17 protein-coding genes, 18 tRNA genes and 2 rRNA genes are annotated in these 21,804 nt (G+C 42.2%); 36 read left to right on the plus strand and 1 reads right to left on the minus strand.

What is annotated here, in order from left to right:
* Positions 1-44 precede the first annotated feature (44 nt).
* The 10 genes from LPB68_RS15665 (at position 45) to LPB68_RS15710 (ending at position 9,718) form a co-directional block, all read left to right on the plus strand.
* A complete protein-coding gene (locus LPB68_RS15665) occupies positions 45-428 on the plus strand; it encodes an ATPase (RefSeq protein WP_068656755.1) in 384 nt (127 codons plus the stop codon).
* 273 nt (positions 429-701) lie between these two features.
* Positions 702-989, plus strand: a complete 288-nt coding sequence (gene gatC, locus LPB68_RS15670) for an Asp-tRNA(Asn)/Glu-tRNA(Gln) amidotransferase subunit GatC (protein WP_068656753.1) — start codon at positions 702-704, stop codon at positions 987-989.
* Positions 990-1,019: 30 nt separating this feature from the next.
* A complete protein-coding gene (gene gatA, locus LPB68_RS15675; RefSeq protein WP_068656751.1) occupies positions 1,020-2,486 on the plus strand; it encodes an Asp-tRNA(Asn)/Glu-tRNA(Gln) amidotransferase subunit GatA in 1,467 nt (488 codons plus the stop codon).
* Positions 2,487-2,509: 23 nt separating this feature from the next.
* A complete protein-coding gene (gatB, locus tag LPB68_RS15680; RefSeq protein WP_068656750.1) occupies positions 2,510-3,949 on the plus strand; it encodes an Asp-tRNA(Asn)/Glu-tRNA(Gln) amidotransferase subunit GatB in 1,440 nt (479 codons plus the stop codon).
* Between the two features lie 97 nt (positions 3,950-4,046).
* On the plus strand, positions 4,047-4,505 hold the full coding sequence (locus tag LPB68_RS15685; RefSeq protein WP_068656748.1) for a GNAT family N-acetyltransferase: 459 nt from the start codon (positions 4,047-4,049) through the stop codon (positions 4,503-4,505).
* Positions 4,506-4,546: 41 nt separating this feature from the next.
* Positions 4,547-5,254: an MgtC/SapB family protein gene (locus LPB68_RS15690; protein WP_068656746.1), complete on the plus strand. Its 708-nt coding sequence runs from the start codon at positions 4,547-4,549 to the stop codon at positions 5,252-5,254.
* Positions 5,255-5,429: 175 nt separating this feature from the next.
* The gene (locus tag LPB68_RS15695) at positions 5,430-6,011 is read left to right on the plus strand and encodes a hypothetical protein (protein ID WP_068656744.1); all 582 of its coding nucleotides are present in this window, start codon (positions 5,430-5,432) and stop codon (positions 6,009-6,011) included.
* Between the two features lie 24 nt (positions 6,012-6,035).
* A complete protein-coding gene (locus LPB68_RS15700; RefSeq protein ID WP_068656742.1) occupies positions 6,036-7,307 on the plus strand; it encodes a DUF4097 family beta strand repeat-containing protein in 1,272 nt (423 codons plus the stop codon).
* A gap of 124 nt (positions 7,308-7,431) precedes the next feature.
* The gene (gene perR / locus LPB68_RS15705; protein WP_068656740.1) at positions 7,432-7,857 is read left to right on the plus strand and encodes a peroxide-responsive transcriptional repressor PerR; all 426 of its coding nucleotides are present in this window, start codon (positions 7,432-7,434) and stop codon (positions 7,855-7,857) included.
* A 148-nt stretch (positions 7,858-8,005) separates the two neighbouring features.
* Positions 8,006-9,718 (plus strand): glycosyl hydrolase family 18 protein, encoded by a 1,713-nt coding sequence (locus LPB68_RS15710; protein WP_068656738.1) that lies wholly within the window; start codon positions 8,006-8,008, stop codon positions 9,716-9,718.
* A 119-nt stretch (positions 9,719-9,837) separates the two neighbouring features.
* Here LPB68_RS15710 and LPB68_RS15715 read toward each other — a convergent pair whose 3' ends face one another.
* Positions 9,838-10,209 (minus strand): YgzB family protein, encoded by a 372-nt coding sequence (locus LPB68_RS15715; RefSeq protein WP_068656736.1) that lies wholly within the window; start codon positions 10,207-10,209, stop codon positions 9,838-9,840.
* 126 nt (positions 10,210-10,335) lie between these two features.
* Here LPB68_RS15715 and LPB68_RS15720 point away from each other — a divergent pair, with 126 nt between their 5' ends.
* From LPB68_RS15720 to liaF, 26 genes are all read left to right on the plus strand, one after another.
* Positions 10,336-11,214, plus strand: a complete 879-nt coding sequence (locus LPB68_RS15720; protein WP_157756169.1) for a nucleotidyltransferase-like protein — start codon at positions 10,336-10,338, stop codon at positions 11,212-11,214.
* A gap of 487 nt (positions 11,215-11,701) precedes the next feature.
* Positions 11,702-13,257 (plus strand): 16S ribosomal RNA (locus LPB68_RS15725).
* Between the two features lie 380 nt (positions 13,258-13,637).
* Positions 13,638-16,566: ribosomal RNA gene (locus tag LPB68_RS15730) — 23S ribosomal RNA — on the plus strand.
* Together the 16S and 23S rRNA genes with 18 tRNA genes alongside form the textbook arrangement of a ribosomal RNA operon.
* A gap of 180 nt (positions 16,567-16,746) precedes the next feature.
* Positions 16,747-16,822 (plus strand) — tRNA-Asn (locus tag LPB68_RS15735).
* A gap of 4 nt (positions 16,823-16,826) precedes the next feature.
* Positions 16,827-16,918 (plus strand) — tRNA-Ser (locus LPB68_RS15740).
* Between the two features lie 14 nt (positions 16,919-16,932).
* Positions 16,933-17,007, plus strand: a tRNA-Glu gene (locus LPB68_RS15745).
* A gap of 76 nt (positions 17,008-17,083) precedes the next feature.
* Positions 17,084-17,159 (plus strand) — tRNA-Val (locus LPB68_RS15750).
* Positions 17,160-17,176: 17 nt separating this feature from the next.
* Positions 17,177-17,253 (plus strand) — tRNA-Met (locus LPB68_RS15755).
* A gap of 13 nt (positions 17,254-17,266) precedes the next feature.
* A tRNA-Asp gene (locus tag LPB68_RS15760) sits at positions 17,267-17,344 on the plus strand.
* Between the two features lie 17 nt (positions 17,345-17,361).
* A tRNA-Phe gene (locus LPB68_RS15765) sits at positions 17,362-17,437 on the plus strand.
* Positions 17,438-17,465: 28 nt separating this feature from the next.
* A tRNA-Thr gene (locus tag LPB68_RS15770) sits at positions 17,466-17,541 on the plus strand.
* Positions 17,542-17,544: 3 nt separating this feature from the next.
* Positions 17,545-17,629 (plus strand) — tRNA-Tyr (locus tag LPB68_RS15775).
* A 9-nt stretch (positions 17,630-17,638) separates the two neighbouring features.
* Positions 17,639-17,712, plus strand: a tRNA-Trp gene (locus tag LPB68_RS15780).
* 24 nt (positions 17,713-17,736) lie between these two features.
* Positions 17,737-17,812: transfer RNA gene (locus LPB68_RS15785), tRNA-His, on the plus strand.
* A gap of 52 nt (positions 17,813-17,864) precedes the next feature.
* Positions 17,865-17,940, plus strand: a tRNA-His gene (locus LPB68_RS15790).
* 16 nt (positions 17,941-17,956) lie between these two features.
* A tRNA-Gln gene (locus tag LPB68_RS15795) sits at positions 17,957-18,031 on the plus strand.
* Between the two features lie 7 nt (positions 18,032-18,038).
* Positions 18,039-18,113, plus strand: a tRNA-Gly gene (locus LPB68_RS15800).
* A 10-nt stretch (positions 18,114-18,123) separates the two neighbouring features.
* Positions 18,124-18,197 (plus strand) — tRNA-Cys (locus LPB68_RS15805).
* An 8-nt stretch (positions 18,198-18,205) separates the two neighbouring features.
* Positions 18,206-18,294, plus strand: a tRNA-Leu gene (locus LPB68_RS15810).
* Positions 18,295-18,311: 17 nt separating this feature from the next.
* Positions 18,312-18,388: transfer RNA gene (locus LPB68_RS15815), tRNA-Arg, on the plus strand.
* A 23-nt stretch (positions 18,389-18,411) separates the two neighbouring features.
* Positions 18,412-18,490: transfer RNA gene (locus tag LPB68_RS15820), tRNA-Leu, on the plus strand.
* A 362-nt stretch (positions 18,491-18,852) separates the two neighbouring features.
* Positions 18,853-19,152 carry a LiaF transmembrane domain-containing protein gene (locus LPB68_RS15825; RefSeq protein WP_068659001.1) on the plus strand — a complete coding sequence of 100 codons (300 nt, stop codon included), beginning with the start codon at positions 18,853-18,855 and terminating at the stop codon, positions 19,150-19,152.
* A 45-nt stretch (positions 19,153-19,197) separates the two neighbouring features.
* Positions 19,198-19,872: a PspA/IM30 family protein gene (locus LPB68_RS15830; protein ID WP_068659003.1), complete on the plus strand. Its 675-nt coding sequence runs from the start codon at positions 19,198-19,200 to the stop codon at positions 19,870-19,872.
* A gap of 4 nt (positions 19,873-19,876) precedes the next feature.
* Complete coding sequence (locus tag LPB68_RS15835) at positions 19,877-20,320, plus strand: PspC domain-containing protein (RefSeq protein ID WP_068659006.1); 444 nt, start codon at positions 19,877-19,879, stop codon at positions 20,318-20,320.
* Between the two features lie 3 nt (positions 20,321-20,323).
* Positions 20,324-21,022: a PspA/IM30 family protein gene (locus tag LPB68_RS15840; RefSeq protein WP_068659007.1), complete on the plus strand. Its 699-nt coding sequence runs from the start codon at positions 20,324-20,326 to the stop codon at positions 21,020-21,022.
* A 133-nt stretch (positions 21,023-21,155) separates the two neighbouring features.
* On the plus strand, positions 21,156-21,803 hold the full coding sequence (gene liaF, locus LPB68_RS15845) for a cell wall-active antibiotics response protein LiaF (protein WP_068659009.1): 648 nt from the start codon (positions 21,156-21,158) through the stop codon (positions 21,801-21,803).
* Position 21,804 lies beyond the last annotated feature (1 nt).

The following is a 21,804-nucleotide window of genomic DNA, read 5'->3' on the forward strand; positions in this document are numbered from 1 at the left end:
TTAGTAGACTAAAGATTATCTTATTGACATCAAGGAGGTAGACGATGCTAAGTATTGGGAATAGAATTGTAATCGTCGATGACGCCTTTGAACAGAACCTTCCAGTTGGGGAATATGGTTATATTATAGCTTATGACCGCAACCCAGATAATGCATTTGATTATGTCGTTCGTGTGCCGAAAGTAAATCGCAATTTTTTCGTACCTAATAATGATGTTGAGCTTGAAGAAAGGCTCTTACAACAGGAAGTAGAGCGTACGACTCAAGAAGCGCTGATCGATTACGCATTAGCGACATATAATGAAGAACTGTTTAAATGTGTGATGAACGGTGATAATGAGTTTGTTGAGGATAGTGAAATGATCTCAGCAGAAGCCATGTCACAAGAAGAGTTCATTCGGCAGGTTAATCTTCGCGCCTGGATATAGAAGAAGAGTCGGCATATGCCGACTCTTTTTGCAAATATAAGAAAGTATAAGTTTCACTTGATACTCTATTTCTTATATTTCGGCAGAGACGGCTGCCATCCTTGAAAAAGGACGGCATAGCCGTTTCTGCTTGTAGGGATGGAAAGTAGAATGATTGTTGGTTGCTTCTGATTGAATTGTGACAAGTTCTATCCTATAATTATAAACATTATCCTGAAGCTTGAGGCTTAAGTCTTGAACTGCTTGAGAAAGAATAGGGAGGAATATAGACGCATGAATATATCGAACCAAGATGTTCAACATGTAGCAAAGCTCGCCAGACTTAATCTCACTGCAGATGAAGAACTGGTATTCACAGAGCAATTAAATGCGATTTTGCAATATGCAGAGAAATTAGATGGATTAAATACAGAGAATGTAGAACCTACTACACATGTCTTGCACCTAAGCAATGTTATGCGAGAAGATGAAGAACGTGAAAGTCTACCTATAGAAAAGGTATTTGCTAATGCACCAGAAGAAGAAGCTGGACAATTCAAAGTTCCAGCCGTACTAGAATAAGGGTCTTATTATTGAAAGGAGGAATCAAGATTGAGTCTATTTGACTATACATTGTCTGAAATACATAACAAGATGAATGGTGGGGAATTGTCTCCTACGGATTTGGTAGATCAGGCATTCAAGACGATTCAAGAACGTGACAATCGCGTAGGAGCCTATCTTACACTTGATGAAGAACAAGCGAGAGCGACAGCGCGCAAACTGGATGATAAATTAAAGGCAGGGGGAGAGCGTGGCTTATTGTTTGGATTGCCTGTTGGCATCAAGGACAATATTGTAACGGAAGGTCTTCGTACAACTTGTGCTAGCCAGTTCCTCAGTAATTTTAATCCAGTATATGATGCTACAGTAACCAAGAAGTTGCGCAAGGCTGATTCAGTTATCCTTGGTAAAATGAACATGGATGAATTCGCTATGGGTGGATCAAATGAGAATTCTAGCTTTCATCCTGTCCGGAATCCGTGGAATTTAGAACATGTCCCAGGGGGGTCCAGTGGAGGTTCGGCAGCATCGGTAGCAGCAGGTGAAGCTTATTTCACACTTGGTTCTGATACAGGTGGCTCTATCCGTCAACCTGCATCTTATTGTGGAGTTGTAGGCTTAAAACCAACATATGGTTTAGTATCCCGTTTTGGTTTAGTCGCTTTTGCTTCCTCTCTGGACCAAATAGGTCCAATAACTAAAAATGTAGAAGATTCCGCTTATGTCTTACAAGCTATTGCGGGTTATGATTCTATGGATTCAACATCAGCGAATGTTGAAATTCCTGATTATCTAAGTGCTTTAACAGGTGATATTAAAGGACTTCGAATTGCTGTTCCGAAGGAATATGTAGGTGAAGGTGTAGATCCTGTTGTTAAAGAAAAGGTTATGGATGCATTGAAGGTGTTGGAGGGATTAGGCGCTACATGGGAGGAAGTCTCGTTACCTCATACCGAATATGCAGTGGCTACTTATTATTTATTGGCTTCTTCTGAGGCATCCTCCAACTTAGCTCGTTTTGATGGTGTTCGGTATGGTGTTCGTTCGGACAACCCTGCCAATCTTCTAGATCTTTACCATGAATCTCGTAGCCAAGGATTTGGTCCTGAAGTGAAACGCCGGATTATGCTTGGAACGTATGCCTTGAGTTCAGGTTACTATGATGCTTATTATTTAAAAGCACAAAAAGTTCGTACTTTGATCAAGCGTGATTTCGATCAAGTATTTGAAGATTTTGATATTATAATCGGGCCAACAGCTCCGACGACTGCCTTTAAGCTTGGTGAACAAGTAGATAATCCGCTTACGATGTATTTGAATGATATTCTAACGATACCAGTAAGCCTTGCAGGTGTACCTGCAGTAAGTGTTCCTTGTGGTTTTGCAGAAGGCTTACCTGTAGGTATGCAAATTATAGGTAAGGCATTTGATGAGTCTACGGTTCTACGTGTAGCACATGCCTACGAACAACATACAGATTTCCATAAGAATCGTCCTACGATCGTTTCCGAATAAGAAAGAAAAGGAGGGAATAATACGTGTCTACAAGTAAATATGAAACAGTGATCGGACTAGAAGTCCATGTTGAGTTGCATACGAATTCCAAAATTTTCTGTGGTTGCTCTACTGAATTTGGAGCGCCACCGAATACTCATACTTGCCCTATTTGTCTTGGTCATCCAGGCGTATTGCCAGTGTTGAATCGTCAAGCTGTGGACTATGCTATGAAAGCAGCGATGGCATTAAATTGTACTATCGGAGACAGAAGCAAATTTGACCGTAAGAATTACTTCTATCCCGATTCACCAAAAGCGTATCAAATATCTCAGTATGACCAACCCATTGGTGAACATGGTTGGATCGATATCGAAGTGAATGGAGAGACCAAACGGATCGGCATCACTCGTCTTCACTTAGAAGAAGATGCAGGTAAATTAACTCATATTGATGGTGGATATGCTTCATTGGTTGACTTTAACCGTGTAGGGACTCCTCTTGTTGAGATTGTATCTGAACCTGATATTTCCTCTCCAGAAGAAGCGCGTGCCTATCTTGAGAAGATCAGAGCAATTATGCAATACTGTGAAGTGTCTGATGTCAAAATGGAAGAGGGATCCCTTCGCTGTGATGCTAATATCAGTCTTCGTCCTTACGGACAGAAGGAATTTGGTACAAGAGCAGAATTGAAGAACATGAACTCTTTCCGTGGTGTACAGAAGGGTATGGAATATGAACAATTCCGTCAAGCTGAAATTTTGGATGATGGTGGAGAAGTTGTACAGGAAACAAGACGATGGGATGAAGGACAAGGGAAGACAATTTCCATGCGTGGTAAAGAACAAGCACACGATTATAGATATTTCCCGGATCCAGATCTCGTGACATTGTTTATAGATGATGCTTGGAAAGAACGTATACGTGCTTCTATTCCAGAATTGCCAGACGCACGTAAAGAGCGATATACGACTCAATATGGGCTACCCAGTTATGATGCAGCAGTAATTACAGCGTCTAAACCTTTAGCAGATTTCTTCGAAGAGAGCTTGAAGTATACCCAAGATGCGAAAGCTGTATCGAACTGGATTATGGGTGAATTATTAGGGTATCTAAATAGTAGTAACGTTGAACTGTCTGATGTGAGAATAACTGGGCAAGGCTTAGGTGAAATGATCGGTCTGATCGAAAAAGGAACGATCAGTAATAAAATTGCTAAGACTGTCTTTAAAGAGATGCTAGAAAGTGGGAAGTTACCACAGCAAATTGTAGAGGAACAGGGATTAGTACAGATTAGCGATGAGGGGGCTATCCTGGGGATTGTAGAACAGGTTGTAGCTGCTAATCCACAATCTATCGAGGATTACAAAGCTGGCAAGCAGAAAGCGATCGGATTCTTGGTTGGTCAGGTCATGAAAGAAAGCAAGGGGAAAGCCAACCCAGCTATGGTAAATAAATTGCTTGTCGATGTCTTAAGTCGCTAAGGAATTCTCTGAACTAAGGGCTTGTCAAATGTGACAAGTCCTTTTACCTTGAGGGTTATAATAATTCGCTATCAGGTGAAAAGGTGGGAAATCGAATATGATCATGAGACTTTCGTTGTCTGAAGAAGATATTGTTCACCAAATATGGCGCCTTCAGCAAGTTGCTTATCGACTAGAAGCAGAAAAAATTGGTTTTAAAGATATTCCTCCGCTACTAGATACTATCGATACGTTGAGTCAATGTGGGGAGACATTCTTTGGTGAAGTGAATGAGGACGGTGTGTTGCAAGCAGCAATAGCAATAAACAATGAGACGATTGGAACGATGACTATTACACGTATGATGGTCCATCCGGAACATTTCCGTAAGGGAATTGCAGGAAGAATGATTCAATACATTTTCGAACAATATTCGGATATTCCATTGTTTATTGTTTCTACGGGAACTCGCAATATCCCAGCCTATACACTTTATCTGAAATATGGCTTTATTCCCTTCGATACGTATGAAGTAGCACCTGATATAGAATTAACCACATTTCATAGACATTTATAACATATGATAGCTTCAAGACATATTCTTAAGGAGTGTTTGAATTGAATAATCCATGGATCATTGATGATCTCCAAATTTTCCTTCGCTTATTGTTGTCAATGGGTCTAGGTGGAGTCATTGGATGGGAACGAGAAAGATCTAATCGTGCAGCAGGACTTCGTACACATATTCTTGTCTGTTTAGGATCGACTCTAATCATGATGTTATCTATTTATGGGTTTTCTGATTTCGTCAATGAAGCGAATATTCGAATTGATCCAGCTCGATTGGCAGCTTCAGTTATTACTGGTATTGGGTTCTTAGGTGCAGGTACTATTTTATTTACGGGAAAATCAATAACGGGACTAACTACAGCTGCCTCCGTTTGGGTAGTAGCTGCATTAGGACTTTCTGTTGGTGCAGGGTTTCATTTTGCGGCGATTGTAACTACAATATTTATATTAATGACTTTAGTACTTTTCAATAAAATTGAACAACGATTTTTAAATGGAGATAAAATCCATCTACTAACTATTCAAGCTGTAGATACTCCAGAACTTATCGATTCACTATCCAAACTATTATTGGATGAAGGCTTAACGATCAAAAAGATAAATATTAATGAATGTACTAAGCCCCCTGAGAAAGACTCTGAACAAAAGCTACTTGAAATATCATTACAAGTTAGAAGTAAGAAAAAATTTGATTCGTTTGGATTAGCTAATAAAGTTCGGAGTCGAAAAGAGATTACGATGATAACGGTAGAGTAAATCCTAATATTGAGTTCGCTATAAGTAATCGAAGCAGGTATTCTCCATGATGGATGGTACCTGCTTTTGTCTGTTAATAGAAGGTATCCAGATTTTTACCAGTTACTATGGAACCAATATGCGATACGATCTATATATACACGAGGTAGTTTCAATTAAAGGTGGGATATTCAAAATGAACCTCATGCAACAGCAATCATCCATAGTTGAGAAACAAAACCAACAACCCACTAAACGCTCACGAAGGCTTTTTTCCCGTAAACATAAATTCACAGCAGGTTTATTAGCAGCTCTTATGCCTGGACTAGGACATATCTATTTGAGTCTGTTTCGCAAAGGTATTTCTTTTATATTTGTATTGATACTAGATATCTCTGCTCTTTTATATTTCTCTTCGGTAGGGATACATATTAATGTGCCCTTTTTAATTCTTTTAGCATTAATTATTCCAATTATGTATTTCTATAGTTTGTTCGATGCCCTACAAGCGGCAGATTATATAATAATTCGGTCTCCCAAGGGGAGAGTTGAAGATAGCACTCAACAGATACAACGTCATCCTTTTGCAGGTGAGAAGGGACATTCTTTTGGGATTATGCTTGTCCTTGGAGGTATAGTACTAATTCTATTCCATCAGAAGCCTATGTGGTTAGGGGAATTCATTGAACTTTATGGAGAGATTGCCGTAGCGCTTGGATTAGTTTTACTCGGTTTTGGTATTGGGATTAGAGAAATGGTGATTCATTATAAGCGTTAATTGGATTACAAGAGGGGGATGAGCTTGAACAGAAAACATAAAATACGTATTGGAAGATATACAGCTGCCCTCTTATTGGTGACTACAGGATTCTTGTTAATATTAGATATAATTCAGGGTAGTGAGCATATGCTACTTATACTTAAGTGGTGGCCTTTAATAGCAGTAATGTGGGGGCTGGAATCCATTTTCATCTTAATAATTTCTAAGAGGCATAGTGGTGTATCAAGGACTACCTTTCGTCTTGATCTGAAGGGAGTGTCATTATCAGTCCTTTTGTCAGCCTGTGTATTCATTGTGACTCAACAAGAACATTATTTACAGTTGTGGAATAAGGTAAGCCTGAACTTGACCGCATCCTCGGTTGACTTCAGTGAACAGGAGGGTGAACATCTCACCAAAGATGAACAGATGATTCCTGTTACTTTTGACAGTGAAAATATCATTATCAGTAATACCAATGGGAATATTTATTTGCACCGTGAACCTATAGATCATATACAGATTTCAACTGAAATCTGGGTAGACCAGATTAATGGGCCCGAAGTAGAAGATATATTCGAACAGTCCGTAGTTGAGGTAAGTGAAGGGACGACGATTAACATTGAAACCAAAGGGAAAGCCTATGGACAATCGGGAAAGCGCCAACCCCGGATGAATCTTAGTGTGTCACTTCCTGAAGATAGACGATTTAATTATGAGGTTCGGACAATGAATGGGAATATTATCTTAGAAGATGTAAATGCCATAGAAGATATTCAGTTAGAAAGTGCTAATGGGAAGCTTGAAATCAGAAATGTACTAGGAAATGTTAAGGGGAAGACACTAAATGGTGGTGTTCGAATCACCAAGCTTTCTGGCGATGCAGATATTACCTCTAATCAAGGAAATATGGAGGCGACTGATACAACTGGAAGACTACGCTTAACAACACAGTTAGGAAATATTTCTGCTATACGTGTAGGCGGTGACGTTGACATGAGAACGAAGAATGGGAATATCTATGTAAGTCAACCTTTAAGGAATCTTAAAGCTGAATCGCTTAATGGCAATATAGTTGCTATTACTCAGCAAGTTGCAGGAGATTGGGACATTTATAGTGCCGTTGGAATCATGGATCTAAAATTGCCTTTGGAGGGGAATTATAAGCTGAATGGTGTTATTTCCTTTGGTGAGATCCGCTCATCGATTCCTGCCTTTACTATATATAATAAAAAAATATTTGGCACAATTGGTGAAGGGGATTATTTCATTCATATTGATGGGAATAGTGATTTATCAGTGAACTATTATTAATAGGATTGTTATTTTTTGGAAATATTTCGATATAGAGAAGTCAATTTATTGACAACTATCGAATAATAATATTAATATAAGAATAATACTAATCTATACGATGGAAAAAAAGGTGGCGGGTTAGATGGGAACACGAGTCCAACATGCATTGGAACAATTAAAAACTTCTGGTGTTCGGATCACACCCCAACGTCATGCAATTTTAGATTTCTTACTAGAATCCATGACTCATCCAACTGCGGATGAAATATACCGTGCTTTAGAACCAAAGTTTCCTAGCATGAGTGTAGCGACGGTTTACAATAACTTAAAGATGTTTATGGAGTCAGGAATGGTCCGTGAATTGACATATGGGGATGCATCAAGTCGATTTGATGCGAATGTGTCAGAGCACTATCATGTCATTTGTGAACAGTGTGGTAAAATTGAAGATTTTATGTATCCTTCGTTAAAGGATGTTGAGCACCAGGCGGAAAAAGCAACAGGTTATCATGTGAAGGGCTTAAGGTTGGAACTTTACGGAATCTGTGAAACCTGCAAAGAGCACTAAACCGTCGCAACATATTTAAACATGAGATTCCTTCATTAAAGAAGGATTTTTCATGTTTTTTTTGAATAATAAGAAAGAATATATTCTGATCATTTCCTGATGGAATGGTTGTAAGATGATAATGAATGATTTACGGAGGTTTATTACATTGAGAAGAAAACATCAACGAAATAGGAAGAAGAAAAAGCTATTGAGCATCATATTGATGATGTTCATATTTATATTCGCTGGTTATTATGTATTAACTCAAGTGCTTCCTAATAAGGAACATGTTGAACCGAATTGGGTAGCAGCGGACAGACCTATTTTCGTAAAAGGTGAAATGTTGGAATACTCTGCACTAGGGTCAGAAGAAAATTTAAAGATCCCATTGCCGGTTTTACAAGATGTCATAGATCCTTATATTCGGCATGAAGCGGAAACGGAATCTATCATTCTTACAACATCTGAGAAATTAGTACTCCTTACAGCGGATAAGACAGAAGCTATGATAAATAATGAAATAACTGAATTAAGATTTGCTCCAGAAGAATCAGATGGAGTCATGTATTTACCTATCAGTGTATTGAAGGAGCTATATGGTGTGGCTGTTCATGAGGATGTCGATTCAGGGGCGGTTATGCTGATGGAAGCTGGCGAAAGGATCCCTATGGGTAAAGTGGTGACGGGTAAACCAGATCGCACGATAGCTATGCGAGTGGAAAGTTCCATTCATGCACCCATAATTTTAGATGTTCCCGATGGAACTGAGTTAAGAATATGGAGTAGCCAAGATGAATGGTATTACGTGCAGTTAGATAATGGCTACACAGGGTATATTCAAAAGACTAAAGTGGTTTTGAGTGAAGATAGAATAGTAGAATCTCCAGAATCTACAACAACTCGAGCAGAACGAAGCTGGAAGGGCAAGCCTGTTAATCTAATCTGGGAAGCCGTATATCAGCGCAAACCTGATCCTGACTCCATAGGTAAACTACCAGGTGTAAATGTTGTAAGTCCTACATGGTTTAGTATGGTTGATGGCGAAGGTAATGTGCGAAGTCAAGCAGATTTAGAATATGTTAAATGGGCTCATGAGCAGGGAATGGAAGTATGGGGATTGTTAAGTAACAGCTTTGAACCTGATTTAACCTCTGAGGCTATGTCTAGTTTCGAGAGTAGAATAAATGTAATCAATCAGATGATCCAATATGCAGATTTATTTCAACTGGATGGAATTAACATTGATTTCGAGAATGTGTATACAAAGGATGGAGATAATATAACTCAGTTTATGCGTGAGTTGAAGCCTTTAGCCGAGGCAGAGGAACTTATTGTCTCTATAGATGTAACTCCTAAATCTAATAGTGAAATGTGGTCAGTTTTTCTTGATCGAGAGGCATTAGGCAAAGTGGCTGATTATCTCATTGTAATGGCATATGATGAACATTGGGCATCCAGTCCTGAAGCGGGATCTGTCGCATCACTTCCATGGGTGGAGAGATCCTTAGAACGTATTATTGATGAGGATAATGTACCTCCTGAGAAGCTTATTTTAGGAATTCCTCTCTACACAAGAGTATGGTCAGAGAAGGTACTGGATGGTGAAACTAAAGTTAGCTCCAAAGCATTGAGTATGGACTCGGTGGAGGAGATTATTCGTACTAAGAAGTTGACACCAACTTATCTTGAGGCTGAGCAGCAGAACTATGTAGAGTATACAGAAGATGATATTCTCAAGAAAATTTGGATCGAAGATGAAGTGTCTTTAAAGTCAAGAGTGGAATTAGCGAAGTCATTACAACTGGGTGGAATCGCTTCTTGGAATAGAAGTTTTGCAAATGATAATGCTTGGAAGGTCCTTCAAACCATCACTCCTTAAATCTAATATCATATTCTAGTTTAATGAAATCATATATCTTAATTATAGTCATACAAAAAACTGACTCCCCTTTTAAAAAAGGAGGAGTCAGTTTTTTGACAATTTAGAATATTAAATTCTTACTTTGATGAGTGGCTATGTTGTTCTTCTAAATCATCAGCATTAATTGTTGCCACTGTTGGATCCAGAGTGAGTATTGTTCTACAGAACATGCACCGATCAGTTTTACCTAACATTTTTGTTAATTTACCACATTGAGGGCATTGGAGTTGGACTGCACTCGTAGACAACATACCTGCCCAGAAGTAAATCCCCATACTTCCAACCATTGCAATAAGTCCAATAACTAGTCCAATACCAGCAACTATTTTGCCAGCTTGTCCCCAGAATACAATACCTGCTGTTCCAAGCACCATAAGACCCATACCAATCATTGTTAATAATAGTCCCCATGTACGAAAGGAATTTATTTTTGCAGATCTAAACCTCATAGAGTTGATCACCCAATCTATTAGAATAGTATAATTCAAAATTAAAGAAGGAACTCATTTTGTGTATGTAGAAATATAGTATAACTGAAATAGTAATTTTACGCCAAGTGATGCATGGAGGGAACTGTGGAATCTACTAAACTGATAGAACATTATAAGGACGCACTCGATGAAAATAGTATAGGCGCATTTGTCTATGAGCATCGTGATAGCAAATTCCAAGGGTCCTTTTTTCGTGATTTTGACATTCTGTTACTTGTCATACAAGAATCTGAACAGAGTTGTGAAATGATCAACCATATAATGTACGAGGATAAGCGTTGTCAATTGTTACGTATAAATTATATGGAACTTAGGGGGATGCTCGTGGCCGGCGAGAAACGTGATTTAGTGAGGTGTGTTTTTGAGGGTCAAATCATTTCGGATATGGATGGTCGTCTGACGAATATCCGCTTAGAATTTCAGGAATTTAAGCAGCCACTACGTGATCAGAAAATGTTCTTTGAGTTTTCAAAGTTCCTCTGCTTATATTTAGAAGCTAAACGCTATATGAGTGAAGGTTATATTATGGATGCTTATCATAGTGTTACAGATTCTCTTCATCATTGGGCACAAATTGAATTAGTTGAACGTGGAATACGTCCAGAACTGAATGTGTGGGAACAGGTTCGAGGATTAAACACTGCCGTTCATAAACTATACAATGAACTCACTGTGAGCAAAGAATCTGTGGAACAAAGAGTTGAATTGGTATTGTTAGGTTGTGAATTTTCGGTCTTATCTAAAATGGCAGAATGTTCGAATCTACTTATCAAAGTTATGGGTAGTCGTAATAAGCCATGGAGTATTGAGGAATTAATCCGACATCCTCAATTGGAAATGGTGAGTTCCGAGTTGCCGCTTGTACTCAGAAAGTTGGTATACCGTTCAATCATTAAAGAAGTGATGAATGTGAGCGTTGGGGGAAATGATCGTAAGCAAGCTATTCTTTATAGTACGATATGAATCTGAATTGTTAACTAAATAAGAGTGGCTAGGTGGACTAGTTCGTTCGTTAATAATCGCTACCATGATTTGGATTTAAAAATTAGTAAAAATAAGATTGACTCAACAATAGAATCTATGATAAATTATATCTCGCCCCATTAAACGGGACAAACTTCACAACAACTAAATTGTCATTAAGAAATAATGGTTCAAAAAAACTTGTTGACAATCGAACTGACAGTATGATATATTATAGAAGTTGTCGCCGAGAGTAACTGACGACAAACGACGAAATAAATTGATCTTTGAAAACTGAACAACGAGTGAGTGGTTTTCACGAAAGTGAGAACAAAACAAATGAGAAATCATTTGATAGAGAAAGAAATTTCTCGTCAGTTTGTTTCAAAATGAGCGAATCGCTCTTTTCATTAAATCGCCATTTAATTATCTTCTCTGTAAGGATATGGAACAATTAAATGACGGTCAACCAAACTTCGTTTGGTCTTATATGGAGAGTTTGATCCTGGCTCAGGACGAACGCTGGCGGCGTGCCTAATACATGCAAGTCGAGCGGAGTGATTTGAAAGCTTGCTTTCAAATCACTTAGCGGCGGACGGGTGAGTAACACGTAGGTAACCTGCCTGTAAGACTGGGATAACTACCGGAAACGGTAGCTAATACCGGATAACTTGTTTCCTCTCCTGGGGAGACACTGAAAGGCGGAGTAATCTGCCACTTACAGATGGGCCTGCGGCGCATTAGCTAGTTGGTGAGGTAACGGCTCACCAAGGCGACGATGCGTAGCCGACCTGAGAGGGTGAACGGCCACACTGGGACTGAGACACGGCCCAGACTCCTACGGGAGGCAGCAGTAGGGAATCTTCCGCAATGGACGAAAGTCTGACGGAGCAACGCCGCGTGAGTGATGAAGGTTTTCGGATCGTAAAGCTCTGTTGCCAGGGAAGAACGCTTGGGAGAGTAACTGCTCTCAAGGTGACGGTACCTGAGAAGAAAGCCCCGGCTAACTACGTGCCAGCAGCCGCGGTAATACGTAGGGGGCAAGCGTTGTCCGGAATTATTGGGCGTAAAGCGCGCGCAGGCGGTCATTTAAGTTTGGTGTTTAATTCCAGGGCTCAACCCTGGGTCGCACTGAAAACTGGGTGACTTGAGTACAGAAGAGGAGAGTGGAATTCCACGTGTAGCGGTGAAATGCGTAGATATGTGGAGGAACACCAGTGGCGAAGGCGACTCTCTGGGCTGTAACTGACGCTGAGGCGCGAAAGCGTGGGGAGCAAACAGGATTAGATACCCTGGTAGTCCACGCCGTAAACGATGAGTGCTAGGTGTTAGGGGTTTCGATACCCTTGGTGCCGAAGTTAACACATTAAGCACTCCGCCTGGGGAGTACGGTCGCAAGACTGAAACTCAAAGGAATTGACGGGGACCCGCACAAGCAGTGGAGTATGTGGTTTAATTCGAAGCAACGCGAAGAACCTTACCAGGTCTTGACATCCCTCTGAATCCACTAGAGATAGTGGCGGCCTTCGGGACAGAGGAGACAGGTGGTGCATGGTTGTCGTCAGCTCGTGTCGTGAGATGTTGGGTTAAGTCCCGCAACGAGCGCAACCCTTATGCTTAGTTGCCAGCACATTATGGTGGGCACTCTAAGCAGACTGCCGGTGACAAACCGGAGGAAGGTGGGGATGACGTCAAATCATCATGCCCCTTATGACCTGGGCTACACACGTACTACAATGGCCAGTACAACGGGCTGCGAAACCGCGAGGTGGAGCCAATCCCAACAAAGCTGGTCTCAGTTCGGATTGTAGGCTGCAACCCGCCTACATGAAGTCGGAATTGCTAGTAATCGCGGATCAGCATGCCGCGGTGAATACGTTCCCGGGTCTTGTACACACCGCCCGTCACACCACGAGAGTTTACAACACCCGAAGTCGGTGGGGTAACCCGCAAGGGAGCCAGCCGCCGAAGGTGGGGTAGATGATTGGGGTGAAGTCGTAACAAGGTAGCCGTATCGGAAGGTGCGGCTGGATCACCTCCTTTCTATGGAGAATCGTTTCCTGCAACGGAAACATTCAAAGCGTCCGATGTAAGTCGGCGTAAATAGACTTTGCAATGCAAAGTCGACACTCACTCGTGTTCAGTTTTGAAAGAGCAATCTTTCAAAGTAATATCTTTTCCAATACTTACTGGGTGACTGGTGAGGGAAGAAATGATATGATATTCTTCCGCTGAACAAGCGGTAGGAACTTGATCCTTGAAAACTAGATAACGAACGAATTTGCAAGTTGAAACATTCTTGATGATTTTTAAATTGGATTTCATCAATTTCAAATTCATCACTTTTATATTTACGTTTTGTTACTTGTTAACAAAACAAAGTGTAAAAGTAGCTACAATATTTTCTCTTTGAGAAAAATTGAGGTTAAGCTACTAAGAGCACACGGAGGATGCCTAGGCGCTAGGAGTCGATGAAGGACGTGGCGAACAACGAAACTGCCTCGGGGAGCTGTAAGCAAGCTTTGATCCGGGGGTGTCCGAATGGGGAAACCCGGCTGTGGTAATACGCAGTCACTCCCACCTGAATACATAGGGTGGGTAGAGACAGACCAGGGGAACTGAAACATCTAAGTACCCTGAGGAAGAGAAAACAATAGTGATTCCGTCAGTAGCGGCGAGCGAACGCGGATTAGCCCAAACCAAGGAGCTTGCTCCTTGGGGTTGTGGGACGTCTCACATGGAGTTACAAAGGAATATATTAAGCGAAGAGGTCTGGAAAGGCCCGGCATAGAAGGTAAAAGCCCTGTAGCTGAAAATGTGTTCTCTCCGAGACGTATCCCGAGTAGTGCGGGGCACGTGAAACCCCGTATGAATCCAGCAGGACCATCTGCTAAGGCTAAATACTCCCTAGCGACCGATAGTGAAACAGTACCGTGAGGGAAAGGTGAAAAGCACCCCGGAAGGGGAGTGAAATAGAACCTGAAACCGTGTGCTTACAAAAAGTCAGAGCCCTATTAATGGGTGATGGCGTGCCTTTTGTAGAATGAACCGGCGAGTTACGTTCCCGTGCAAGGTTAAGGTGAGAAGCCGGAGCCGCAGCGAAAGCGAGTCTGAATAGGGCGACATATAGTACGTGGACGTAGACCCGAAACCGAGTGATCTACCCCTGTCCAGGGTGAAGGTGCGGTAACACGCACTGGAGGCCCGAACCCACGCATGTTGAAAAATGCGGGGATGAGGTGGGGGTAGCGGAGAAATTCCAATCGAACTCGGAGATAGCTGGTTCTCCCCGAAATAGCTTTAGGGCTAGCCTCGGATGAAGAGTCGTGGAGGTAGAGCACTGATTGGGTGCGGGGCCCGCAAGGGTTACCAAGCTCAGTCAAACTCCGAATGCCATGTACTTATATCCGGGAGTCAGACAGTGAGTGCTAAGATCCATTGTCGAAAGGGAAACAGCCCAGACCATCAGCTAAGGTCCCCAAGTGTGTGTTGAGTGGAAAAGGATGTGGAGTTGCACAGACAACCAGGATGTTGGCTTAGAAGCAGCCACCATTGAAAGAGTGCGTAATAGCTCACTGGTCGAGTGACTCTGCGCCGAAAATGTAACGGGGCTAAACACACCACCGAAGCTATGGCTAGATGCTTTGCATCTGGGGTAGGGGAGCGTTGTATAGAGGTTGAAGGTGTACCGTGAGGAGCGCTGGACACTATACAAGTGAGAATGCCGGTATAAGTAACGAAAAGATCAGTGAGAATCTGATCCGCCGAAAGCCCAAGGTTTCCTGAGGAAGGCTCGTCCTCTCAGGGTAAGTCGGGACCTAACGCGAGGCCGAAAGGCGTAGTGGATGGACAACAGGTTGAAATTCCTGTACCACCGTAATCCGTTATGAGTAATGGGGTGACGCAGCAGGGTAGTGACGCGGACTGATGGAATAGTCCGTCTAAGCAGTGAGGCTTGTGTGTAGGCAAATCCGCACACTAATAGGCTGGGCTGTGATGGGGAGCGAAAATTATAGTAGCGAAGGTCATGATCTCACACTGCCAAGAAAAGCCTCTAACCAGGAGAAGGTGCCCGTACCGCAAACCGACACAGGTAGGCGAGAAGAGAATTCTAAGGCGCGCGGAAGAACTCTCGTTAAGGAACTCGGCAAAATGACCCCGTAACTTCGGGAGAAGGGGTGCCCCGGTAGTGTGAATAGCACGAGGGGGCCGCAGTGAAAAGGCCCAAGCGACTGTTTAGCAAAAACACAGGTCTGTGCGAAGCCGTAAGGCGAAGTATACGGGCTGACGCCTGCCCGGTGCTGGAAGGTTAAGGGGAGTGGTTAGGGGAAACCCGAAGCTATGAACCGAAGCCCCAGTAAACGGCGGCCGTAACTATAACGGTCCTAAGGTAGCGAAATTCCTTGTCAGGTAAATTCTGACCCGCACGAATGGCGTAACGATTTGGGCGCTGTCTCAACGAGAGATCCGGTGAAATTTTAATACCTGTGAAGATGCAGGTTACCCGCGACAAGACGGAAAGACCCCATGGAGCTTTACTGCAGCTTGATATTGAATTTGGGTACGATTTGTACAGGATAGGTGGGAGCCTGAGAAATAGGAGCGCAAGCTTCTATGGAGGCGCCGTTGGGATACCACCCTGATCGTATCTAGGTTCTAACCTAGGACCGTAAACCGGTTCGGGGACAGTGTCAGGTGGGCAGTTTGACTGGGGCGGTCGCCTCCTAAAGAGTAACGGAGGCGCCCCAAGGTTCCCTCAGAATGGTTGGAAATCATTCGAAGAGTGCAAAGGCAGAAGGGAGCTTGACTGCGAGACCTACAAGTCGAGCAGGGACGAAAGTCGGGCTTAGTGATCCGGTGGTACCGCATGGAAGGGCCATCGCTCAACGGATAAAAGCTACCCTGGGGATAACAGGCTTATCTCCCCCAAGAGTCCACATCGACGGGGAGGTTTGGCACCTCGATGTCGGCTCATCGCATCCTGGGGCTGAAGTAGGTCCCAAGGGTTGGGCTGTTCGCCCATTAAAGCGGTACGCGAGCTGGGTTCAGAACGTCGTGAGACAGTTCGGTCCCTATCTGTCGTGGGCGCAGGAAATTTGAGAGGAGCTGTCCTTAGTACGAGAGGACCGGGATGGACGCACCTCTGGTGTACCAGTTGTTCCGCCAGGAGCATAGCTGGGTAGCTACGTGCGGACGGGATAAGCGCTGAAAGCATCTAAGCGTGAAGCCCCCCTCAAGATGAGATTTCCCAATTAGTAAGACCCCTTGAAGACTACGAGGTAGATAGGTTGGAGGTGGAAGTGCAGTAATGCACGGAGCTGACCAATACTAATCGGTCGAGGGCTTATCCTAAAAGTTTTCCGTAGGAAAACTAACTTCGGAAGCGTTACGCTTTGCATCGAAGGAAGAACTACGGAGACAAGTGTTTCAATGCAGATTCGTTCGTATCTAGTTTTCAGGTGATCAAACATCTGATAGCTTTAAAATTTATTTACACTTTTGTGATGAACCAAATTTTAAAGTAATGATTATTCCCTGATAGCTCAGTTGGTAGAGCACTCGACTGTTAATCGAGTTGTCACAGGTTCGAGTCCTGTTCGGGGAGCCATTATGGAGAGGTGTCCGAGCTGGCCGAAGGAGCACGATTGGAAATCGTGTAGGCGCCACAAGCGTCTCGAGGGTTCGAATCCCTCTCTCTCCGCCATAAAGTTTTCATAAGGCCCGTTGGTCAAGTGGTTAAGACACCTCCCTTTCACGGAGGTAACAGGGGTTCGAGTCCCCTACGGGTCACCAATTATTATTAAGATTTTTGAATTAATACTTGATTTAATTTCGAGTTATCTGTTATGATAAACATTATATCTCTTATGGAGGCTTAGCTCAGCTGGGAGAGCATCTGCCTTACAAGCAGAGGGTCGGGGGTTCGATCCCCTCAGCCTCCACCATGAATATTAATTAATGACGCGGGGTGGAGCAGCCCGGTAGCTCGTCGGGCTCATAACCCGAAGGCCGCAGGTTCAAATCCTGCCCCCGCAACCAATTAAATCTATGTGGAACCGTGGTGTAGTTGGCCTAACATGCCTGCCTGTCACGCAGGAGATCGCGGGTTCGAATCCCGTCGGTTCCGCCATTATTATTTCTAAATATGGCTCGGTAGCTCAGTCGGTAGAGCAGAGGACTGAAAATCCTCGTGTCAGCGGTTCGATTCCGTTCCGAGCCACCATTGTTTTTTAAAGATTTGTTATAGGTGCGCCGGTGTAGCTCAACTGGTAGAGCAACTGACTTGTAATCAGTAGGTTGGGGGTTCAAGTCCTCTCGCCGGCACCATTTGGAGGCTTAGTGAAGTGGCTAAACACGGCAGACTGTAAATCTGCTCTCTACGAGTTCGGTGGTTCGAATCCATCAGCCTCCACCATTTCTTTTTAGGGGCATAGTTTAAAGGTAGAACAACGGTCTCCAAAACCGTTGGTGTGGGTTCAATTCCTGCTGCCCCTGCCAATAAGAAATCAAAATTTAAATATGGCGGTCGTGGCGAAGTGGTTAACGCACCGGATTGTGGTTCCGGCATTCGTGGGTTCGAGACCCATCGGTCGCCCCATTTTATTTAAATTTTAGATCTCATTTCAATCAGTATCATAAATAATAATATGGCGGTCGTGGCGAAGTGGTTAACGCACCGGATTGTGGTTCCGGCATTCGTGGGTTCGAGACCCATCGGTCGCCCCATTTATTTCTAAATTGTTGGGAATTAGCCAAGCGGTAAGGCAACGGACTTTGACTCCGTCATGCATAGGTTCAAATCCTATATTCCCAGCCATTTATATGCGGACGTGGCTCAGCGGTAGAGCATCGCCTTGCCAAGGCGAGGGTCGCGGGTTCGATTCCCGTCGTCCGCTCCATTTTATACATGGCGCCATAGCCAAGTGGTAAGGCACAGCTCTGCAAAAGCTTTATCCCCAGTTCAAATCTGGGTGGCGCCTCCATTATTTACGCGGGAGTGGCGGAATCGGCAGACGCACAGGACTTAAAATCCTGCGGTAGGTGACTATCGTACCAGTTCAAGTCTGGTCTTCCGCACCATTTAAGTTATAGTATTTGCGCCCTTAGCTCAGCTGGATAGAGCGTTTGACTACGAATCAAAAGGCCAGGAGTTCGAATCTCTTAGGGCGCACCACTATTGTTGAAGTATTATAATGTGCCGGCGTGGCGGAATGGCAGACGCGCTCGACTCAAAATCGAGAGGGAAACCGTGGAGGTTCGAGTCCTCTCGCCGGTATATAACGAAAAAGGTTTATAGGATTGCTTATCTAAGCAATTTTATAAACCTTTTTTTATAAATATAAGGAAGTATAAGTTTCACTTGAATCAATTTCATAATCGCCGATGCAGCTAAATCGGGTTGCGTAATTATGAAATTGATTCTTGATACTCTATTTCTTATATTTCGACAGAAACGGCTATACAGTCCTTGAAAAAGGACTGTATAGCCGTTTTTGCTTGGGTTCAAGCCATCCTTAAGACTAAGTGTATCCCCGCCTTAGGTCTAGGATAAAAAACCGTCTGTGGTCTGTTTTGGAAATGTTAATGTTGACCTACAATAAGTACATAAGGTTAAGAGATGAAAGGCGGTGAGAATGGATGGATTATAAAAGAAGAAATGGTTTAGCGACGGTCCTTATTATTATTGGAGCATTGTTGCTTCTAGGATTGTTTGGACCGTTGTTTGGTAAGTTGCTCGGATTAGTATTCCCCATCATTTTAATTGCTCTTGGATATTATGGCATACGTCGTGGGAAAGTACTCATAGGTTGGATAGTTCTTGCGATTGGTATTCTGTCCTTGATTGGTAAGTTAGCCTGGTTGATTGGGCCTATTCTTGGGATCGTATTACTGATATATGGAATATCGCTTTTTAAGAATAGAAGAAGAAATTACTAATTTAGTAGTAAGTTATGAAGATTGATATGGAGGGAGTATAAGAATATGAGTGTTTTTCGCCGAATGCGAGACATCACAGTAGCAACCTTAAATGAACGCTTAGAACAAAGTCAGGACCCAGTAAAGTTGATTGACCAATTCTTAATTGCAACTCGTGATGACATTAATGAAGTTGAAAAGCTATATCAACAATATGCTTCACATACAAAACAATTGAAACAGCAGGTTGATCAAGCATCATCTATGAAGGATAGACGTGAGGATCAGGCACTTTTGGCTCTCAAAGCAGGAGAAGATGATTTAGCTAAGCTGGCTCTTCAAGAAAAGATTATATATGAAGAGAAGATTGATCAATATGGAGTACTGTATGAGGAAAGTAGATTATCACTTCGTGAACTAGAAAATCAAATGAATGAACTGAAGCTTGAATATCAAAGCGTGTATAGTAAACGTCAGTATTATGCTGCACGGATGGAGAATCTACGGTTACAACAACGAATGAACCAGCGTATGGGTGAATTCGGAGGCAAAGATGTTCCTAAGATGTTCAATCGATTGGAAGATAATATAACCGATTGGGAATTGGAAGCTCGTAGTTTACGGGAATTGCGCAAAGCAGGTCAACAATTTATTGATCAAGCAAGTGCATCAGTATCTACAATTCTCGAACAAGAAATGGCTAGACTGAAGCAGAAGCTGAACAATAGCGGAAAGGAGTAACCTCATGAGTAAACTATACCGTTCAACAAGAGATAAGATGGTCACAGGGTTATGTGGAGGACTGTCGGAAACGTTGGGCATTGATGCTACGCTTTTGAGGATTCTTGTCCTAATCAGTATTCCTTTCAGTGGTAGCGCCACATTATGGATATACTTTGTTGCATCATTAATTATCCCAAAAGAATCGGTTCCACCATTTAATCAATATGGACACGTAAATCCGGGTTATGGAAATCATGGAAATGGTGCCGGTGGATACAATAAAGGTGGTTTCCAAAGTAACAATACTGCTTATGAATCTGATTATAAGAACTCTAACTCAAGTGGATATTCATCTCACTCGTCTGATTTAGATGAGATGATGAAGGATATTGAGAAGAAAGCATTAAAAAAAGAAGTGGAAGAATTAAAAATAAAACTATCAAAGTACGAGAAGGGAGAAGTGTAAGACATGGGAGTATTCAAAAGAATTAAAGATATGACAAAGGCATCGGTAAATGAGGTATTGGACAAAGTAGAAGACCCAATTGTGATGTTGAATCAGTATTTACGTGATATGGAGGCAGAAATTCACGAAGCTGAGGTAACCGTTGCTAAACAGATGGCCAATGAACGTCGTATGAAACAACGTGTTGAAGAAGCAGTGAAGATGAGTGGACAACGTGAGGCACAAGCAGAGTTAGCTCTGAAGAATGGGCAAGAAGAAGTTGCGCGTAAGTTATTGGAAGAAAAGATTTATTTTGATCAAAAGCACTCTGAATACCAAGGATTACACATTCAAGCTGAGTCTCAAGCGAAGGAACTTGTTCAGCAGTTGCATGAAATGAAAGATGAATTTTACAAGATGCGCAATAAACGTAACGAATTAGTATCGCGTGCTCAAATGGCTAAGGCTAAAAAGCAAATGTCACAAGTAAGTAGTATTCATACTATCGAAAGTGGAAGTGCCTCTCTTGGGTTCCACCGTATGGAAGAAAAGATTATGCAATTAGAAGCTGAAGCTGATGTCATGCAAGTTCCTTACCGTTCAGCACATAGTGGATTAGCTAGTCCGGTGGATGCTGAGAAGCAGCTAAAAGTAGAAGAACAACTAAATGCCTTAAAAGGAAAGTTAAATGGGCCTGTTGTAACAAAGGAAGAAAACAAATAATTAGTATTCGTAATTAATCATATTATGATATGCTAAGTAAGGAGAAGCCATACAGTGTGCAATTCCACGCTGCTATGGCTTTTCGAACTCCACAACGGATAAAATCTACTAATAGAAGAAGGAGGGTAACACTGTGGATAAGAGAAATCGCATCATCGCCATTGGGTTGATAGGTATTGGATTACTTTTGCTTTCGGGCAAGTGGATCAGCTTCTTTACCATCGTTGCTCTCCTATTACTACTATTAGGGATTTATAGAATTCGAAATGGTGATATTAAAAAGGGATATATATTCCTTGGTATAGGTGCTGGTCTGATTATGTTAGATCACTTAATACTCGTTGTTGCGATTTGTTTGATTTCTTTAGGACTATTCTATGGTAAATCTAAGAAGGTACAGACAGAAGATGGTTTTATTCAAAAAACGAGCTTTATGTCTAACTTTGATTGGGATCAATCGCCATGGGTCATAAGAAGTATGAGTATATGGCATGTACTTGGTGAGAGTGATCTAGATTTATCCCTTGGAATGCCGGAGGAAAGAGAGACCGTAATTATGTTTCAAGGTGTTATGGGAGATCTAGATTTGGATATACCTGACTACTATGGAGTAGAGATCGAAGCATTTGTATTATTTGGATCGATTAATTTTGATGGTAAAAAGGATAGTGGCATGATGAATCGCTTCACATGGATATCACCTAACTACTCAGTGAGTGATTATAAAGTGAAGTTCATAGTGTCCTACATCGTTGGTGATATAGATATACGATTAACCTAAG

Origin of the sequence: Paenibacillus crassostreae (genome assembly GCF_001857945.1) — a bacterium.
Classification (GTDB): domain Bacteria; phylum Bacillota; class Bacilli; order Paenibacillales; family Paenibacillaceae; genus Paenibacillus_AQ; species Paenibacillus_AQ crassostreae.

What these genes read in the sequence shown, in the direction of transcription:
- LPB68_RS15695 (WP_068656744.1), top strand. Translation starts at nt 5,430, where the DNA reads ATGAACCTCATGCAACAGCAATCATCCATAGTTGAGAAACAAAACCAA.
- LPB68_RS15665 (WP_068656755.1), top strand. Translation starts at nt 45, where the DNA reads ATGCTAAGTATTGGGAATAGAATTGTAATCGTCGATGACGCCTTTGAA.
- LPB68_RS15825 (WP_068659001.1), top strand. Translation starts at nt 18,853, where the DNA reads ATGGATTATAAAAGAAGAAATGGTTTAGCGACGGTCCTTATTATTATT.
- LPB68_RS15715 (WP_068656736.1), bottom strand. Translation starts at nt 10,209, where the DNA reads ATGAGGTTTAGATCTGCAAAAATAAATTCCTTTCGTACATGGGGACTA.
- perR (WP_068656740.1), top strand. Translation starts at nt 7,432, where the DNA reads ATGGGAACACGAGTCCAACATGCATTGGAACAATTAAAAACTTCTGGT.
- LPB68_RS15685 (WP_068656748.1), top strand. Translation starts at nt 4,047, where the DNA reads ATGATCATGAGACTTTCGTTGTCTGAAGAAGATATTGTTCACCAAATA.
- LPB68_RS15840 (WP_068659007.1), top strand. Translation starts at nt 20,324, where the DNA reads ATGGGAGTATTCAAAAGAATTAAAGATATGACAAAGGCATCGGTAAAT.
- LPB68_RS15830 (WP_068659003.1), top strand. Translation starts at nt 19,198, where the DNA reads ATGAGTGTTTTTCGCCGAATGCGAGACATCACAGTAGCAACCTTAAAT.
- gatC (WP_068656753.1), top strand. Translation starts at nt 702, where the DNA reads ATGAATATATCGAACCAAGATGTTCAACATGTAGCAAAGCTCGCCAGA.
- LPB68_RS15835 (WP_068659006.1), top strand. Translation starts at nt 19,877, where the DNA reads ATGAGTAAACTATACCGTTCAACAAGAGATAAGATGGTCACAGGGTTA.